The sequence below is a fragment of the Rhodococcus sp. SGAir0479 genome (assembly GCF_005484805.1).
Classification (GTDB): Bacteria; Actinomycetota; Actinomycetes; order Mycobacteriales; family Mycobacteriaceae; genus Prescottella.
Window position 1 is genome coordinate 4,662,666 of sequence record NZ_CP039432.1, and the last position, 15,464, is coordinate 4,678,129.

A 15,464-nucleotide genomic window follows, 5' to 3' on the forward strand; every position below is an offset into this window, starting at 1 on the left:
ATTGTGGTCGGCGGGTCCGCGATATTGTCGTCGCGCCCGATTGTCGCTGCGCCCGATTGTCGCCGCAGTTGACAGTTACCACGCCCGCGTGACGACAGTGGATCGGTGACCCGGCACACCTCGTCCGTACCGGGCCGCGGCGGAAATGCTCCGCGCGAAATGGGCATTCCGGGTGGCCTCGAACTCGTTGCCCCTGCATTTAGGGCATACGTCCGCCGCGTGCCCGAAAACAGGACTTTCGGTCTTTGTGCGCTCGACGCGCATTCGGTGTGCTTCTTTCGCCGGTCGCGGAATGACTCCGATGAACACAGTGCGGAACCGTCGCGGCGCGAACTACGGTGGGCTGGCGGCGGATGTGCTCGCCACGCCGAACCGCCTGTGTCGGCGGGTGCCGTGCGCGGCCGTCGAGCCGGGGGGGCTGGGCGCAACTTCCGATCCGGCCGGAGGAAGGAGAGACCACGCGTGCGAGCGATTCCGGAGGCGACCGCCGCGAGCGACGTCGGGCCACGCGCCCGCCGAGCGCCGAGCCGGTGGTGGCCCATGACGTCTCGCCGGGTGTTGTCGGTCGCGGTCGCGCTCGTGGCATTTCAACTCGTGGTGCGCGGCCTGGTCGCGTTCTCGGGGGACTTCTACTGGGACGACCTGATCCTGATCAGCCGTTCGGGCGGGTACGGGGCGCCGTCCGGCGACTTCCTGTTCTACGACCACGACGGCCACCTCATGCCGGGGGCCTTCCTGGTGGCATGGATCTCGACGACGCTGGCGCCCCTCGACTGGGCGGTGCCGGCGGTGACGCTGATCGCGCTGCAGGCACTCGCGTCCCTCGCGGTGCTGCGGGTGCTGCGCCTGCTGCTCGGGTCGCGCCCGGTGCTGTTGCTGCCGTTCGCCTTCTACCTCTTCTCCCCGCTCACGCTGCCCTCCTTCGCGTGGTGGGCTGCGGGCCTCAACTCGCTGCCGATGCAGATCGCTCTGGCCTGGGTGGCAGGTGACGCGCTCCGGCTGCTGCGTACCGGTCGTGTCCGGTACGCCGTCTCGGGCACGGCGGTGACGGTGCTGGCGCTCGCGTTCTTCGAGAAGTCGGTGCTGGTGCCGATCGCGGCGTTCGTGATCGTGGCGTTGACGAATCACGTCGACGGCATCGACCGCCCGGTGCGCGCCGCGCTCGTGCGCGGCCGGATGCTGTGGATACCACTGGTCGTGGTCGTCGCCGGGTGGGCGGCCCTGTACCTGCACTTCACCCACTCCCGGCTGGTGGTGCCCTCGGCGACCCAGACGGCGGGACTGGCACATCACGGCACGTCACTGGGACTCGTACCGACCCTGCTCGGCGGGCCGTGGGGATGGGACCGGTGGCCACCCAGCCCGCCGTGGGCCACACCGCCGGTGGTGCTGGTGGTCGTCGGCTGGCTGGCCGTCGCCGCGGCCCTCGTGTGGTCGCTGCGGTACCGCCAGCGCACCGCCGGCGTGTGGGTGTCGTTGCTCGTGTACGTCGCGGTCTCCGAGGCGGCGATGATTCTCACCCGGTCCGGCCCCGACACCGCGTACGAACTCGCCCAGACGCTGCGCTACGTCGCCGACAGCGCCGTGGTGATCGCGATCGGCTGGGCGCTGCTCGCGCGCGCACCGCGGCGGCCGGGCCCTCGGCCGCTGCCCCGGCCCCGCCCGGTCCTCGTCGCCGCGCTGGTGGTCCTGTTCGTCGCGAGCAGTCTGTGGTCGACGGTGACCTTCGTGCAGCGGTGGCAGGACAACCCGACCGTCGCGTATCTCGCCAACGGGCGAGCGTCCCTCGACGCCAACCGCAGTGCCCCGCTGCTGGACCAGCCGGTGTCGATCTACGTCCTGCTGCCCGTCGCCTACCCGCACAACACCACCAGTCGTATCTTCGGCCCCCTGCGGGATCGCCCGGAGTTCGCGCGCTCGACCGACTATCTGCAGCTGTTCGACGACTCCGGCAAACTCGTCCCGGCCGCCGTCACCTCCACCCGCAGCATCGGCCAGGGACCCGAGCCCGGGTGCGGCTACCGGATCACGGACGAACCGACGGAACTGCCGCTGGACGGGCCGTTGATCGACTGGGAGTGGACGGCGCAGCTCAACTACTTCGCGAGCGCGGACGGCGCCCTCGACGTGAGCCTGAACCGCAGCGGCGACACCGTCAGGGTGCCGGTGGAAGCGGGGCTGAACCGGGCGTTCGTGCGCCTGTACGGAGCCGGGGACGCGGTCCGGGTGCGCTCGGCGACGGACGGTCTGACGGTCTGCATCGGCGCCGGACCGGTCGGATCCGTCGCCCCGGCGCAGGGGTCGGGATCGTGAGCACCGACGTGGCGTCGTCGGGGTACGTCCGTTCGCTGACCGGTCTGCGCGCCGTGGCCGCCCTGCTCGTCGTCGGCGCCCACGCCGCCTTCTGGACCGGCCGGTACACGGCCGACCTCGCCGGTGAGGCCTTCTCCCGACTCGAGATCGGCGTCCCGATCTTCTTCGCGCTGTCCGGTTTCCTGCTGTTCCGGCCGTGGCTGCAGGCCGCGGCCGGGACACGTGAGCTGCCCTCGTCCCGCACCTATCTGTGGCACCGGGCGCGGCGGATCCTGCCGGCGTACTGGATCGCCGTCGTGGCGACGTACGTGATCTATCTGTTCCGGGACGACGCGGGGGAGACCGGCCTGGGGTGGTCCGGCTTCGTGCGGAACATGACGCTCACCCAGATCTACGGGACCGGGCACCTGCACACCGGGTTGACGCAGACGTGGAGTCTCGCGGTCGAGGCGACGTTCTACCTGCTGTTGCCGGTCCTCGGCTGGTTCCTGGTCGTCGTCGTGTGTCGTCGCCACTGGCATCCGATCCGGTTGGCGGCCGCTCTGGTGGCGCTGGCCGCGATCACGCCGCTGTGGACGGCCGTCACGCATCACACCGACATCACGTTCACCGCCCGGCTGTGGCTGCCCGGTTTCATCGCCTGGTTCGCAGGCGGCATGCTGCTCGCGCTCGCGTCGGTGACGGTGCGGCGGTGCAACCCCTACGGCATGGGGCTCGCGGCGCTCTACTTCCTGCTCCTCGCCTGCACTCCGCTGGCCGGGGAGGCGACGATCGTGCCGGCGGACGCGACCGAGGCGGTCACCAAGTCCGTGCTGTACCTGCTGTTCGCGATGTCGTTGATGGCGCCGCTGGTGATCGGCGACCGTCCCGGCCCGCTCGGCAGACTGTGTTCCTCCCCGCCGCTGGTGTGGCTGGGGGAGATCTCGTACGAGTTGTTCCTGGTGCATCTCGTGGTGATGGAGTTCGTCGTCGACATGCTCGGCTACCGCACGTTCCAGGGGTCGACCGTCGGCGTCTTCGTGGTCACCGTCGCGTTCTCGGTGCCGATCGCGTGGGCGCTGCACCGGACCCTGCTGCGCGTCGTGCCCAGCGGGCCGCGCCGGGAGCGTCGACCGATGGCCGCGGTCCGACGCGACGAGGTCGTCGCCGACGGCGTTCCCGACCTCGGTGCGCCGGCGCCCAGCCGCGTCGACTGACCGGATGTCACATTCGCTCCGCCGGCGGTGTCTCCATGCCGAGAGACGCAACCGGAGGAGGAATCATGACGAGCAACACCCGCATTCCCAAGGCCGAACCGACCGGCGTCTACGGGTCCGTGGTCAAGTGGATGTCGCGCAGGATGGTCGGCGACGTCGCCGAGCCGATCGCGGTGTCGTGGCACAACCGGAAGGTGCTGAACTTCAGTTTCACGGTGGGGCGCAAGGCGCAGAAGTGGAACTGCTGCGACGAGAACCTCAAGTCCTTCGCGCACATGGCGGTCGCGAGCCTGGTCGGTTGCAGCTTCTGCCTCGACTTCGGCTACTTCCACGCCCACAACGAGGGCCTCGACCTCGACAAGGCGCGGGAGGTGCCGCGCTGGCGGGAGTCCGACGTCTTCACACCGCTCGAACGCGACGTCATGGAGTACGCGGAAGCGATGACCGTGACGCCGCCCGCCGTGACCGACGAACTGTCGGCGCGCTTGCTGGATGCGCTCGGCCCGGCGGCGTTGGTGGAGTTGACCGCGTTCGTGGCGGTCGCGAATCTGATGACCCGCACCAACACCGCGTTCGGCATCGAGTCGCAGGGCTTCGCGGCCGCGTGTGGCCTGCAGCCGCTGGCCGTACGCTCTGCGACATGACCGACGACCCGTTCGTCGCTCACCGCAGCCTGCTCTTCACCGTCGCCTACGAAATGCTCGGATCGGCGGCGGACGCGGAGGACGTGGTGCAGGAGACGTGGCTGCGGTGGGCGGACGTCGACCGGACCGGGATCCGCGACCCGCGCGCCTACCTGGTCCGGATCGTCACCCGGCAGGCGCTCAACCGGCTCCGGTCGCTGTCGCGGCGCCGGGAGGAATACGTGGGGGAGTGGCTTCCCGAACCGCTGCTCACCGCCCCCGACGTCGCCGACGACGTCGAGCTCGCCGAGAACGTCTCGATCGCGATGCTGACCGTGCTCGAGACGCTCGGCCCGGTGGAGCGGGCCGTGTTCGTGCTGCACGAGGTGTTCCGGACGCCGTACGCCGAGATCGCGGAGACCGTGGGCCGGACGGCTTCGGCGGTCCGGCAGATCGCCCACCGGGCTCGGGAGCACGTCGACGCGCGCCGCCCGCGGATGCAGGTCGACCGGCACCAGCAGGAGGCGGCGGTCGCGAAGTTCCGGGCCGCCGTGTCGACCGGCGACGTGCAGGCGCTCGTCGAGGTGCTCGCCCCGGATGTGGTGGTGATCGCCGACGGCGGTGGCATCGCGACCGCGGTCCGCAAGCCTCTCGTCGGGGCCGAACGCGTCGCGAAGTTCCTGGCTCGGGCCGCGACGATGCCGGACTTCGCGGCGACGACGGCCTGGTACAACGGCATGCTGGGGCTGCGGTTCGACGTCGGCGGGGAGGTCACCGCCCTGAGCCTGGCCGTCGACGGCGCCCGGATCACCCGCGTCTACGCCGTCCGGAACCCGCACAAGCTCGGTTCCCTGGCGTCGACCGCGCAGCTGCGGCGGTGATGTTCGCTTCAGGCGTACAGCGGGCGGGAAACGTTTCGGCGACCTGCGGCGTTGTTGTCTTTGTGCAGGTCGGCTCCGCGCGTTCGACGGGTGGAGGAGCGGCGTGCCGGAGGGTCGCCCACTAGAGTGTGAAGTGGGGTCGTGGAACCTTCGGTTCCGGAGGCCGTCAGCCTGTTGTACCGGAGCGAGACGCGGCGGAAGGGCGCGGGGCAGCGTGACACGCGAGGCCTCGGTCCCGGACCGCCGGAAAATGTGAGGGAGAGCGATGTTCGAGAGGTTCACCGATCGCGCGCGGCGCGTCGTCGTCCTGGCTCAGGAAGAAGCCAGGATGCTCAACCACAACTACATCGGCACGGAACACATCCTGCTCGGCCTCATCCACGAGGGTGAGGGTGTGGCGGCGAAGTCGCTGGAGTCGCTGGGTATCTCCCTCGAAGGTGTCCGTAGCCAGGTCGAGGAGATCATCGGCCAGGGTCAGCAGGCCCCGTCCGGACACATTCCCTTCACTCCCCGTGCCAAGAAGGTCCTCGAGCTCAGCCTGCGTGAAGCGCTGCAGCTCGGCCACAACTACATCGGCACCGAGCACATCCTGCTCGGCCTGATCCGCGAGGGCGAGGGTGTCGCAGCCCAGGTCCTGGTCAAGCTGGGTGCCGACCTCAACCGGGTCCGCCAGCAGGTCATCCAGCTGCTGTCGGGTTACCAGGGCAAGGAGCCGGCCGAGGCCGGCGGCACCCGCGGCGAGGCGGGCACCCCGTCGACGTCGCTGGTCCTCGACCAGTTCGGTCGCAACCTCACCCAGGCCGCCCTGGAAGGCAAGCTCGACCCCGTCATCGGCCGCTCGAAGGAGATCGAGCGCGTCATGCAGGTGCTGAGCCGCCGCACCAAGAACAACCCTGTCCTGATCGGTGAGCCGGGCGTCGGCAAGACCGCCGTGGTCGAGGGCCTGGCGCAGGCCATCGTCAACGGCGAGGTCCCGGAGACCCTCAAGGACAAGCAGCTCTACACGCTCGACCTGGGCTCGCTGGTCGCCGGCAGCCGCTACCGCGGTGATTTCGAGGAACGCCTGAAGAAGGTCCTCAAGGAGATCAACACGCGCGGCGACATCATCCTGTTCATCGACGAGCTGCACACGCTGGTCGGTGCGGGTGCGGCCGAGGGCGCGATCGACGCGGCCTCGATCCTCAAGCCCAAGCTGGCCCGTGGTGAGCTGCAGACCATCGGCGCGACCACGCTCGACGAGTACCGCAAGTACATCGAGAAGGACGCCGCCCTCGAGCGCCGGTTCCAGCCGGTGCAGGTCGGGGAGCCGACGGTCGAGCACACCATCGAGATCCTCAAGGGTCTGCGCGATCGCTACGAGGCACACCACCGGGTCTCGATCACCGACAGCGCACTGGTCGCGGCCGCCACGCTGGCCGATCGCTACATCAACGACCGGTTCCTGCCGGACAAGGCCATCGACCTCATCGACGAGGCCGGCGCCCGGATGCGCATCCGCCGGATGACCGCGCCGCCGGACCTGCGCGAGTTCGACGACCGCATCGCCGACGCGCGGCGCGAGAAGGAGTCCGCGATCGACGCGCAGGACTTCGAGAAGGCTGCGAACCTGCGCGACAAGGAGAAGACCCTTGTTGCACAGCGGGCCGAGCGGGAGAAGCAGTGGCGCTCCGGCGACCTGGACGTCATCGCCGAGGTCGACGACGAGCAGATCGCCGAGGTGCTGGGCAACTGGACCGGCATCCCGGTCTTCAAGCTCACCGAGGAGGAGACCACGCGTCTGCTCCGCATGGAGGAGGAGCTGCACAAGCGGATCATCGGCCAGGAGGATGCCGTCAAGGCCGTCTCCAAGGCGATCCGCCGTACCCGCGCCGGCCTGAAGGATCCGAAGCGTCCGTCGGGCTCGTTCATCTTCGCCGGCCCGTCCGGCGTCGGTAAGACCGAGCTGTCGAAGGCGCTGGCGAACTTCCTGTTCGGCGAGGACGACGCACTCATCCAGATCGACATGGGCGAGTTCCACGACCGGTTCACCGCGTCGCGCCTGTTCGGTGCTCCTCCCGGCTACGTCGGATACGAGGAGGGCGGCCAGCTCACCGAGAAGGTGCGGCGCAAGCCGTTCTCGGTGGTGCTGTTCGACGAGATCGAGAAGGCCCACCAGGAGATCTACAACACGCTCCTGCAGGTCCTCGAGGACGGCCGTCTCACCGACGGTCAGGGTCGCACGGTCGACTTCAAGAACACCGTGCTGATCTTCACGTCCAACCTGGGCACCTCGGACATCTCGAAGGCTGTCGGGCTGGGCTTCTCGGCGGGCAGCGGCAGCGAGTCGAACTACGAGCGCATGAAGCTCAAGGTCCACGACGAGCTGAAGAAGCACTTCCGCCCCGAGTTCCTCAACCGTATCGACGACATCATCGTCTTCCACCAGCTGACTCAGAACGAGATCATCCAGATGGTCGACCTGATGATCGGCCGGGTCGAGACGCAGCTCAAGAACAAGGACATGGACATCGAGCTGACCGAGCAGGCCAAGGCGCTGCTCGCGAAGCGCGGGTTCGATCCGGTGCTGGGCGCGCGGCCGCTGCGTCGCACCATCCAGCGCGAGATCGAGGACCAGCTGTCGGAGAAGATTCTCTTCAACGAGCTGGGCCCGGGCCAGATCGTCCTGGTCGACGTCGAGGGCTGGGACGGCGAGGGCGCCGGCGAGAACGCGAAGTTCACGTTCCGCGGCAGCCCCAAGCCGGTCTCGGTGCCGGACTCGCCGGCCGAGGCACTGGCCGGTGCCGGTGACACCCCGTCCGAGGGTGGTTCGGCCGAGTAGGTTCCACACGAGACGACGCCCCGCGAGCACACGCTCGCGGGGCGTCGTCGTGTGCGGGCACCCGGTGTCAGCCACCCGGCGACGGGAGCGCGCGGACCGCACAGGCCCGCCCGTCCGGCTCGGCGTCCGCGGTCACCGTGACGTGCGCGGCGCGGCGGGTCCGGTCGGTGCCGAACAGCGCGGCCTCCTGCCGCGCCCAGCGGTGCCAGTGCGGCCGGAACATCTCTCCGTCCCGTCGCATCGCCCGATGCATCCGTTCGTCGGGGTCGGCGTCGACGAACACCCGGACCGCGTAGTACTCGCGGGCCGTCCCGCACGTCGCGCCCGCCCCCTCGACGATCAGGTAGCGGTGCCGACGGACGGCGCGCCACTCCGCGTGGGTGCCGCGGTGCCAGTCGTAGCGGCGGTAGCGCGGGATCCGCCCGTGCCGGGCAGGATGGAGGACGCCCTGCACCAGTCGCGGAATCGCGGCCGCCAGTCCGTCCCAACCGGGATACAGGTCGTCCATGCGCACGACGGGCGCGTCGTCCAGTGCCGCGGACAGCTGATCGGCCAGTGTCGACTTCCCGCTGCCCGACGGGCCGTCGATGCCGACGAGGACCGGCCCGCGTCGTGGGCGCCGACCCCGCCGCCGATACGCGGCCCGGGCCAGTGCGGCGGCCCGGCCCGCGCCCTCGGCGAGCGCCGGAAGCAGCTGATCGTCGTCGGTCATGGTCAGCACGTTATGCCAGCCGAGGCGTCGGGGGCTTCATTGTCAGCGCCGCGATCAGGAAACACAGCGCCCCCACCAGTGTGCCGAGATCTGCGGCCGCGGCGTTCTCCGGGCGATGTGTGTCGGGCACGACCAGCGCGCCGCCCGCCGAGACGCCGAACGCCACCGACCCGATCGTGTTGAGCCACGTGCTGGTCCAGTTGCGGGCGTGGGGGTCCCACAGTCCGTCGACGTCGGTGGTGGCGACGACGGCGAGGGCGCTCGCCACGAGGAAGCACGCCGATCCGAACACGTCGGGTTGCCAGACGAATTCGCGGTGCTCCCCGAGGGACAGGTCGCGAACGAGCGCCGCCCCGGTGCTGACGTTGAACAGCAGCGTGCCGACGAACTGTGCGAGAGCCGACCACCAGTCGTAGCGGTCCACGACGGTCGTCGCGGTGCCGGGAACCGTGCGTCCGGTCAGGCGCAGTTGGACGAAGGCGGCGCCGGTGAAGAACAGTGACCCCACGAAGTAGGTGAGGTTGCCGGTCTCACTACCCACGGCCGACGCGTACCCGGGGCACGCGCCCAGCGCGAACAGGGCCGACCCGATCACGAAACCGAGCGACTCCCGCCGTGGCCCGAGCTTCTGCCCCATGCGACCCCACGATAGGGGGTAGTTTTCGAGAAGGACGTAGACCGATCGACATGGAGGATCTGCACATGCCTACCCGCACTGCGCGCACCGCCTGGAACGGAACACTCGAAAAGGGTTCGGGGCAGGTGGAACTCACGAGCTCGGGCGTCGGTACGTTCGAGGTGTCGTTTCCCAGGCGGGCCGCCGAGGATGCCGGCGGGACCACCAGCCCCGAGGAACTGATCGCCGCAGCGCACTCGTCCTGCTATGCGATGCAGTTGTCCGCACTGATCGCCGAGGCGGGCGGAACCCCGCAGAGTCTCGAGATCCGGGCCGACGTCTCGCTGGGTCCGGACGATCCGGGGTTCAAACTCACCGGGATCGTGCTCACGGTCCGGGGCGAGGTCGACGGCCTGGACGCCGCGGGGTTCGCCCGTGCCGCCCAGGCCGCCAAGGAGTCCTGCCCGGTGAGCAAGGCTCTGACCGGCGTCGCGATCACGCTCGACGCCGCGCTCGAGTAGCCCCTGTGCTGAGCGCTCGAACGTGGTTGAGGCGAAGCGTCTTCCGCGTCAGCTGCGTTCGAGCCTCGCCCGGACCTGTTCCATCTTCGCGCGCAGTTCGTCCTGACTGACCAGGCCGCGATCGAGGAACGTGTGCGCGGTGGTCACGGCCGACCGCGAGTACACCGGGAAGTCCCGGTAGATCGTCTCGCCCAGTTCGTCCTCGGTGTGGCGCCGTTCGAGGTTGTCCCAGGCGCCGCGCAACGACAGGCATTCGCACGTGGCCTGCATCGCCGATTCCCACGGGTCCGGTTTCCGGTCGACCTCCTCGAGGTCTCCGGCCCTGGTCGCGTCCGGGGGCAGCGTCCGGAGGATGACCTCGTAGCCCTGCGTGGCCGTCATTTCGCGCTCCCCGCCGTCGGCGCCTCCGACGCGTCCCAATCGGCGGACGGCAGCGCCACGCCGATCATGGTGTCCCGGGTGACGATCTTCGCCAGTTGTTCCTCGGACCATCCCTCCGTCCCCTCGGGACGCATGGGCATGACCATGAACCGCGATTTCTGATTGGAATCGTGAACGCGCACTTCGACGTCGGACGGGAAGTGCAGGCCGAACTCGGCGAGTACCTCGCGGGGCCGGCGCACCATCCGCCGCCGGTAGTTGGGCGTGCGGTACCAGTCCGGGGACATGCCGAGCACGGGACGCGGATAGCACGAGCACAGCGTGCACACGATCACGTTGTGCACCTGCGGGGTGTTCTCCAGGACGTAGAAGTAGGTGTAGTCGCTGGGGGTGCCGGTGCCCGTCGGATCCCGCCAGTCGATGCCGACCTCCTGGCACGTCTCGGTGCCGTTCTCGAGGAGTCGTTTCTTGAACTCGGGGTCGGTCCAGGCCTTGGCCACCAGTTTGGATCCGCCGGACGGGCCGATCGACTCGGCCCATTCGGAGAAGCGGCGGTGGTCCTCGGCGGAGAACAGGCCCTTCTCGATGGCGAGTTCGCGCAGCGCGAGTTCGAGCACCTCGAACTCGCTGATCTCGTCGGAGGCCTCGATGGGGGCGTGCTGTTTGCTGTCCGAGTGGACGTGGGGTTCGCTCACTTGCCTGTCACCTTTCCTACTCTGCCGCGCGGAGCCAGCCTTCGGCGCATTCGGTTTCGAGGGTGTCGACGTCGTAGCCGGTGTAGCGAGGCCACAGGTCGGTCTGTTTGAACGAGACGACGTAGAAGGGTTCCTTGCGGCCGGTCTCGAGCTTGTCGTAGGCCTCGTCCTCGGGTATCACCCAGTCGGGGCGCAACGCCACCACGGTCCCGGACTGATTACGCACGTAAGCCTGTGTGCGCGTGTGGAAGATGCTGCTCTCGTCCCGGACGACCACCCGGTCACCGACCTTGAACTTCCCGGTCATTTCCGTTCCTCCTGGAGACGTGAGCGCACCTCGTCGATCTTCGCGGTGAGCTCGCTGAGCGGGATGAGGCCCTTGTCGACCATCACCCGAGCGGCCACGGTGACCCATCGTGCGTAGTAGGGGAGGCCGAAGTACTGGGTCTCACCGAGGTCGACCTCGGCCCGTCGGCGCATCTCCGCGTTCCACGAGCCGCGCCACGCGAGGCACTCGCACGTGACGTACGTGTTCATCTCCCAGGCCTCCTCCTCCTTCTCGAGGTACTCGACCGGGAGGGCGGGCTGCCCACCGACGTCGTGGAGGACGTGCCTGAGGACGTCGTACTGGGCGTTGCTGATGGTGTACGGCGAGTCCTGGACGTCGTGCACTGCTGGCGTGATCTTCGCGAGGCCGTCGGTGAGAGCTTGGAACCGAGCCTGATTCGTGGTGGTCATGGAGGTCTCCCTTCCATGGAGGTTCACTGGTTGCCGGTGTTCTTCCGAAAGGTCGTCCGATTCCCTCCTACGGTCGCGTGGTACGCGGCGCGGGCGCTTCGTGGCGACCCGCGCCCGTCTGGGTGAGCGGCACCCGCTGTGCCCGTTCGGTGAGGAACGCGAACGCCATCCCGAGCACGAGCCACAGCGTCGCCTGCGTGGCCAGCGACGACACCCGGAACTCCCACAGCAGCGTCGCGGGGAAGGTATCGCCCACCTCGTCCACGGGTGGCAACAGCAGATACCCGACCGCCACGATCGCGACGAAGGTGACGACGCCGGCGGCCAATCGAACCGTCCGGTATCGCTGTCCGGCAAGAGATCTGAACACCCACGCCGCTGCCGTCACGGCGGCGAGTCCGAGAATCAGCGCGGCGAGCCAGAGCAGCGTCCGCTGGTCGATCGTGTCCGGGTCGCCCACCGCGGGGGGATTGGCCGGGTACTTGAAGAACGGCACGGCCTCGACCGCCAGCCATCCGGCAGCCGCGAGCGCGAGCCCGAGCGCCGTGCCCGGTACGGCCGTGACACGGCGGAGGAAGTGCGCGGCCACGCCGAAGATGGCTCCGACGGCCGTACCTGCGAGTGCGGTCGCGAGGAACAGGCCCGCGCGTTGACCGTCGCGGCTCACGAGCGGTTCGTCGCCGTCCGCGTGGGAGTGTGCGGGCGTCGCGCCGTCGTGGCCGTGTTCGGCCGCCTCTGTGGCCGGCGCCGATTCCTCGATCGAGATGGCCGCCGCGACGTGTGGTTCTCCGAGGGTGAAGGCGACCGCGCCGGCCAGCAGGCCGGCGATCAGCCCGGCGAGGAGACCGCGCACCACCAGATTCGCGAGGGTTCCGGTCAGTGGCACGGGAGCCCCAGCAGGTGTCGGCCGTCATGCATCAGTTCGTGCATGTACATGCCGGTGCGGGAGACGGCGCCCTGGTCGAAGCCGACCAGGTAGAGGGTGAGCAGAGCAAGGAGTACCGCGCCGACCGCGATCAGCACGGCGCCGGCGGAATCGATTGCCCGGCTGGGACTGTGGGCGAGTGTCATGGTTCCTCCTGGGAGGCGCACGAACGTCCGGACCGGAGGCGGAGTACGCGCCACGGTCTCGGACTCGGGCGGCGAAGGGGTCGGACGGCTTCTGTCCTGTCACCCGGCGAGCGACCCGCTCACCGTCGACCGGAAGGCAGCACCGACGCTACTCGGGCGGTGCCGTGGCATCGGCGCGATTGTGGCCTTCACACAACGGCGAGGATCCAGACGTCGGGTTCGCTCCCTTCCGGCGGGCGCGGCCGGGATCCGGCCTTCCGCGGCCGCACAAGCTCGGTCGTTCGCGCAGGTCGCAGACCGTTCTTCGGACAGGGACTCGCATAAGTAACGGGACCGTGATACATCTGGTGACCTAGATCACACTTTTGCGACGGTCGGGGCGTCGGATCTCAGAAGGGACCAGGCATATGGGGAGCCTCAAGATTCACCCGCAGATCCGCATCGACCAGTTCAACAAGACCGGGGCCTGGACTCCGGACACCGTCCAGCGATTACTCGCGGACCAGGTCCGCGAGCGAGGTCCGCAGCTCGCGATCGTCGACCCGGTGGACAAGTCCGAATACGTCGACGCGCTTCCACGGCGGGTCACCTGGGCGGAACTCGACGGGGAGGTCGACCGGCTCGCGGCGATGTTTCTGCAATCCGGAGTGCGCGCCGGGGCGGTGATCGGTATCCAGCTTCCGAACACCGTGGAGCAGGTGGTCGTCATCCTCGCCTCGTGGCGAGTGGGTGCGATCGTGTCACTGCTGCCGATCGACTCCACCGCGGCGGACATCGTCGAGGTGTGCAACGAGTCGTGCGCGAGTGCGTTCGTGACCGCAGCCCGCATCGGCGGCAGCCGGGGCGCCGAGCGGGTGATCTCGGTGCGGTCCCGGATACCCACGCTGCGCACGGTTTTCGGGTACGGCGTCGGTGTGCCCGACGGTGTGGTTCGCATCGGTCACGGTGTGCCCACGCCCGCGGACTCCGCCGTGGTCGCAGCCCATGTCTCCGAGCATCCGGCCGAACCCGACGACTGCATCGCGATCAGCTGGACCGGTGGGGAGGACCGACCCCTGAAGGGGACCCCGCGCGCCCACTGCGAGTCCCTGGCCATCGCGCGCGACGTGGTCGATGCGATGGGCCTGCGCGTCGACGACGTGATGCTCAACCCGTTCCCGATGATGACTGCCGTGGGGGTTGCCGGCGCGCTCCTGCCGTGGCTCGTGGCGGGGTGCGTGCTGGTCCAGCACCAGCCGTCCGACGTCGACGTGTTCCTGCGCCAGATCGCCGACGAGAAGGTGACCTGCACCGCGGGGCGGCCGTCGGTGCTGTCGGCGGTCGAGCGCCGGGAAGGGCCTGCTGTGGATCTGTCGACCCTCACCCGAATGGGCATCGAGGGCGGCTTCTCGACCGCACCGTCGGTAGGGCACTGGCGGGAGCGGTACGGCGTCCAGATCGTCAATTTCTTCGGCACGATAGAGGGTGTGAGCCTGCGATCGGATCCCGAGGTCAGCTCCGTGGAATGGCCGCATTCGCCGCTGTACCCGCGGTCCGGCGACGGACAGGGGACGGTGCTCAAGCTGGTGGATCCGCGGACGGGAGCCGAGATCGTCGAGCCGGGGGTCGTGGGCGAGCTGCGGGTCAAGGGGCCCACCGTCTTCTCCGGCTACCTCCACCCCGCGCGCGACCGTGATCCGTTCGACGCGGACGGGTTCCTGCTGACGGGGGACCTGTTCGTGATCGACGGCCCCGACAACGGCTATCTGCGTTTCGTCGATCGGGCGGCCGACGTCATCCGCCGGGGTGGGTCGCTGGTCGGTTCGGTGGCGCTCGAGGCGCTGGTCGCGGCGCACCCGTCGGTGGCGGAGGTGGCGGTGATCGGTTGCCCCGACGAGCGCGGCGACGATCGGATCGTGGCGGTCGTGACCTGCAGGCCCGGCACGGCGCTCAGCCTCGAGGAGATCGTGGCGCTTCTCGAAGCCCGCGGTGTCGACCCGGAGCAGACCCCGCAGCGTCTCGTCATCGCCAAGCGCTTGCCGCGTGATCGGTCCGGCAGGGTTCTCAAGCGGGAGCTGCGGCACCAACTCGCGCGGGGGTGAAGTCGCTGCACGGCGGGCGCGGAACACCCCGCGCCTGCCGTGTGTTCGAATGCCTCGTGACCATCGAGAGCAACGCCCGTGCCGCCGACCAGTCCGGGACTCCCGCGCCCCACGTCGAGATCGAGGTGTGGTCGGATGTCGCCTGCCCGTGGTGTTACATCGGCAAACGCCGGTTCGCGTCCGCGTTGGCCGCCTTCCCACAGCGGGACCGGGTGGCGGTGGTGTGGCGGGCGTACCAACTCGCGCCGGACACCCCGGTCGGAGCGCGGCGCGGCGAGCTCGAGGTGCTCGTCGAGCACAAGGGCATGCCGGCCGACCAGGTGCGGCAGATGTTCCGGCACGTCGCGGCCACGGCGGCTGCGGACGGGTTGGTCATGGATTTCGACACGGTGATCGCGGCCAACACGTTCGACGCGCATCGACTGCTGCACCTGGCAGGGGACCGGCAGGACGCCCTGCTTGAGGCGCTGTTCAGGGCGCACTTCGCGGACGGCGCGGTGATCGACGATCGGGTGGTGCTGGCGCAGCTCGCGGCCGGTGTCGGGATGGACGGCGACGAGGTCGCCGCGGCACTCGACGGCGATGCCGGTGCCGATGCGGTGCACGCCGACCTCGCCGCCGCTCGCAGCCTCGGGGTGACGGGTGTGCCGTTCTTCGTTGCGGATCGGCGCCTGGCGGTGTCCGGCGCGCAGCCGCAGGAGATCTTCACGGAGCTGCTGCGGCAGGCGGTCGAGCACGCCGACGGCGCGCGGGCGCAGGACGGTGCAGCCCTCGACGCGGACGCCGAGGGCTGCACCGACGATTCGTGTGCTGTCTGA

16 protein-coding genes are annotated in these 15,464 nt (G+C 69.3%); 8 read left to right on the forward strand and 8 right to left on the reverse strand.

All coding sequences use genetic code 11. The features are described from left to right. Positions 1-540 precede the first annotated feature (540 nt). The 5 genes from E7742_RS21610 (at position 541) to E7742_RS21630 (ending at position 7,831) form a co-directional block, all read left to right on the forward strand. On the forward strand, positions 541-2,313 hold the full coding sequence (locus tag E7742_RS21610; RefSeq protein WP_175420651.1) for a hypothetical protein: 1,773 nt from the start codon (positions 541-543) through the stop codon (positions 2,311-2,313). An 8-nt stretch (positions 2,314-2,321) separates the two neighbouring features. After that, positions 2,322-3,509 carry an acyltransferase family protein gene (locus tag E7742_RS21615; protein WP_137801350.1) on the forward strand — a complete coding sequence of 396 codons (1,188 nt, stop codon included), beginning with the start codon at positions 2,322-2,324 and terminating at the stop codon, positions 3,507-3,509. Between the two features lie 65 nt (positions 3,510-3,574). After that, on the forward strand, positions 3,575-4,153 hold the full coding sequence (locus E7742_RS21620) for a carboxymuconolactone decarboxylase family protein (protein ID WP_137800809.1): 579 nt from the start codon (positions 3,575-3,577) through the stop codon (positions 4,151-4,153). Continuing rightward, entirely contained in the window at positions 4,150-5,013 is an 864-nt protein-coding gene (locus E7742_RS21625) for an RNA polymerase sigma-70 factor (RefSeq protein WP_137800810.1), read from the forward strand. The genes E7742_RS21620 and E7742_RS21625 overlap by 4 nt, the downstream gene beginning before the upstream one ends. A 265-nt stretch (positions 5,014-5,278) precedes the next feature. Beyond that, positions 5,279-7,831: an ATP-dependent Clp protease ATP-binding subunit gene (locus E7742_RS21630; protein WP_137800811.1), complete on the forward strand. Its 2,553-nt coding sequence runs from the start codon at positions 5,279-5,281 to the stop codon at positions 7,829-7,831. A gap of 67 nt (positions 7,832-7,898) precedes the next feature. On the opposite strand, the gene E7742_RS21635 is transcribed toward E7742_RS21630, so the two are convergent. Beyond that, the gene (locus E7742_RS21635) at positions 7,899-8,543 is read right to left on the reverse strand and encodes an AAA family ATPase (RefSeq protein WP_254699105.1); all 645 of its coding nucleotides are present in this window, start codon (positions 8,541-8,543) and stop codon (positions 7,899-7,901) included. 10 nt (positions 8,544-8,553) lie between these two features. Further along, positions 8,554-9,180 carry a YrhK family protein gene (locus E7742_RS21640; RefSeq protein WP_137800813.1) on the reverse strand — a complete coding sequence of 209 codons (627 nt, stop codon included), beginning with the start codon at positions 9,178-9,180 and terminating at the stop codon, positions 8,554-8,556. A 65-nt stretch (positions 9,181-9,245) separates the two neighbouring features. Between E7742_RS21640 and E7742_RS21645 the strand changes: the two genes are divergently transcribed. Then, positions 9,246-9,680 carry an OsmC family peroxiredoxin gene (locus tag E7742_RS21645; protein WP_137800814.1) on the forward strand — a complete coding sequence of 145 codons (435 nt, stop codon included), beginning with the start codon at positions 9,246-9,248 and terminating at the stop codon, positions 9,678-9,680. 48 nt (positions 9,681-9,728) lie between these two features. On the opposite strand, the gene E7742_RS21650 is transcribed toward E7742_RS21645, so the two are convergent. The 6 genes from E7742_RS21650 to E7742_RS21675 all read right to left on the reverse strand — a co-directional run bounded on the left by E7742_RS21650 (position 9,729) and on the right by E7742_RS21675 (position 12,565). Then, positions 9,729-10,061 (reverse strand): SH3-like domain-containing protein, encoded by a 333-nt coding sequence (locus tag E7742_RS21650; protein WP_137800815.1) that lies wholly within the window; start codon positions 10,059-10,061, stop codon positions 9,729-9,731. Beyond that, positions 10,058-10,756, reverse strand: coding sequence for a thiocyanate hydrolase subunit gamma (gene scnC / locus E7742_RS21655; RefSeq protein WP_137800816.1), 699 nt, complete (start codon positions 10,754-10,756; stop codon positions 10,058-10,060). The genes E7742_RS21650 and scnC overlap by 4 nt, the downstream gene beginning before the upstream one ends. A 16-nt stretch (positions 10,757-10,772) precedes the next feature. Then, the gene (locus tag E7742_RS23835) at positions 10,773-11,063 is read right to left on the reverse strand and encodes an SH3-like domain-containing protein (protein WP_368076930.1); all 291 of its coding nucleotides are present in this window, start codon (positions 11,061-11,063) and stop codon (positions 10,773-10,775) included. After that, on the reverse strand, positions 11,060-11,494 hold the full coding sequence (locus tag E7742_RS23840) for an SH3-like domain-containing protein (RefSeq protein ID WP_137800818.1): 435 nt from the start codon (positions 11,492-11,494) through the stop codon (positions 11,060-11,062). Before E7742_RS23840 ends, E7742_RS23835 begins: the two co-directional genes overlap by 4 nt. Positions 11,495-11,561: 67 nt before the next feature. Continuing rightward, a complete protein-coding gene (locus E7742_RS21670) occupies positions 11,562-12,380 on the reverse strand; it encodes a CbtA family protein (protein WP_137800819.1) in 819 nt (272 codons plus the stop codon). After that, the gene (locus E7742_RS21675) at positions 12,371-12,565 is read right to left on the reverse strand and encodes a CbtB domain-containing protein (RefSeq protein WP_137800820.1); all 195 of its coding nucleotides are present in this window, start codon (positions 12,563-12,565) and stop codon (positions 12,371-12,373) included. Before E7742_RS21675 ends, E7742_RS21670 begins: the two co-directional genes overlap by 10 nt. 407 nt (positions 12,566-12,972) lie before the next feature. Here E7742_RS21675 and E7742_RS21680 point away from each other — a divergent pair, with 407 nt between their 5' ends. Next, positions 12,973-14,646 (forward strand): class I adenylate-forming enzyme family protein, encoded by a 1,674-nt coding sequence (locus E7742_RS21680; RefSeq protein WP_137800821.1) that lies wholly within the window; start codon positions 12,973-12,975, stop codon positions 14,644-14,646. Between the two features lie 62 nt (positions 14,647-14,708). Then, the gene (locus E7742_RS21685; protein WP_441346933.1) at positions 14,709-15,464 is read left to right on the forward strand and encodes a DsbA family oxidoreductase; all 756 of its coding nucleotides are present in this window, start codon (positions 14,709-14,711) and stop codon (positions 15,462-15,464) included.

Excerpts from the sequence above, each read along its gene's own strand:
- E7742_RS21610 (WP_175420651.1), top strand. The coding sequence starts at position 541 with ATGACGTCTCGCCGGGTGTTGTCGGTCGCGGTCGCGCTCGTGGCATTT.
- E7742_RS21620 (WP_137800809.1), top strand. The coding sequence starts at position 3,575 with ATGACGAGCAACACCCGCATTCCCAAGGCCGAACCGACCGGCGTCTAC.
- E7742_RS21625 (WP_137800810.1), top strand. The coding sequence starts at position 4,150 with ATGACCGACGACCCGTTCGTCGCTCACCGCAGCCTGCTCTTCACCGTC.
- E7742_RS21630 (WP_137800811.1), top strand. The coding sequence starts at position 5,279 with ATGTTCGAGAGGTTCACCGATCGCGCGCGGCGCGTCGTCGTCCTGGCT.
- E7742_RS21635 (WP_254699105.1), bottom strand. The coding sequence starts at position 8,543 with ATGACCGACGACGATCAGCTGCTTCCGGCGCTCGCCGAGGGCGCGGGC.
- E7742_RS21640 (WP_137800813.1), bottom strand. The coding sequence starts at position 9,180 with ATGGGGCAGAAGCTCGGGCCACGGCGGGAGTCGCTCGGTTTCGTGATC.
- E7742_RS21645 (WP_137800814.1), top strand. The coding sequence starts at position 9,246 with ATGCCTACCCGCACTGCGCGCACCGCCTGGAACGGAACACTCGAAAAG.
- E7742_RS21650 (WP_137800815.1), bottom strand. The coding sequence starts at position 10,061 with ATGACGGCCACGCAGGGCTACGAGGTCATCCTCCGGACGCTGCCCCCG.
- E7742_RS23835 (WP_368076930.1), bottom strand. The coding sequence starts at position 11,063 with ATGACCGGGAAGTTCAAGGTCGGTGACCGGGTGGTCGTCCGGGACGAG.
- E7742_RS23840 (WP_137800818.1), bottom strand. The coding sequence starts at position 11,494 with ATGACCACCACGAATCAGGCTCGGTTCCAAGCTCTCACCGACGGCCTC.
- E7742_RS21675 (WP_137800820.1), bottom strand. The coding sequence starts at position 12,565 with ATGACACTCGCCCACAGTCCCAGCCGGGCAATCGATTCCGCCGGCGCC.
- E7742_RS21680 (WP_137800821.1), top strand. The coding sequence starts at position 12,973 with ATGGGGAGCCTCAAGATTCACCCGCAGATCCGCATCGACCAGTTCAAC.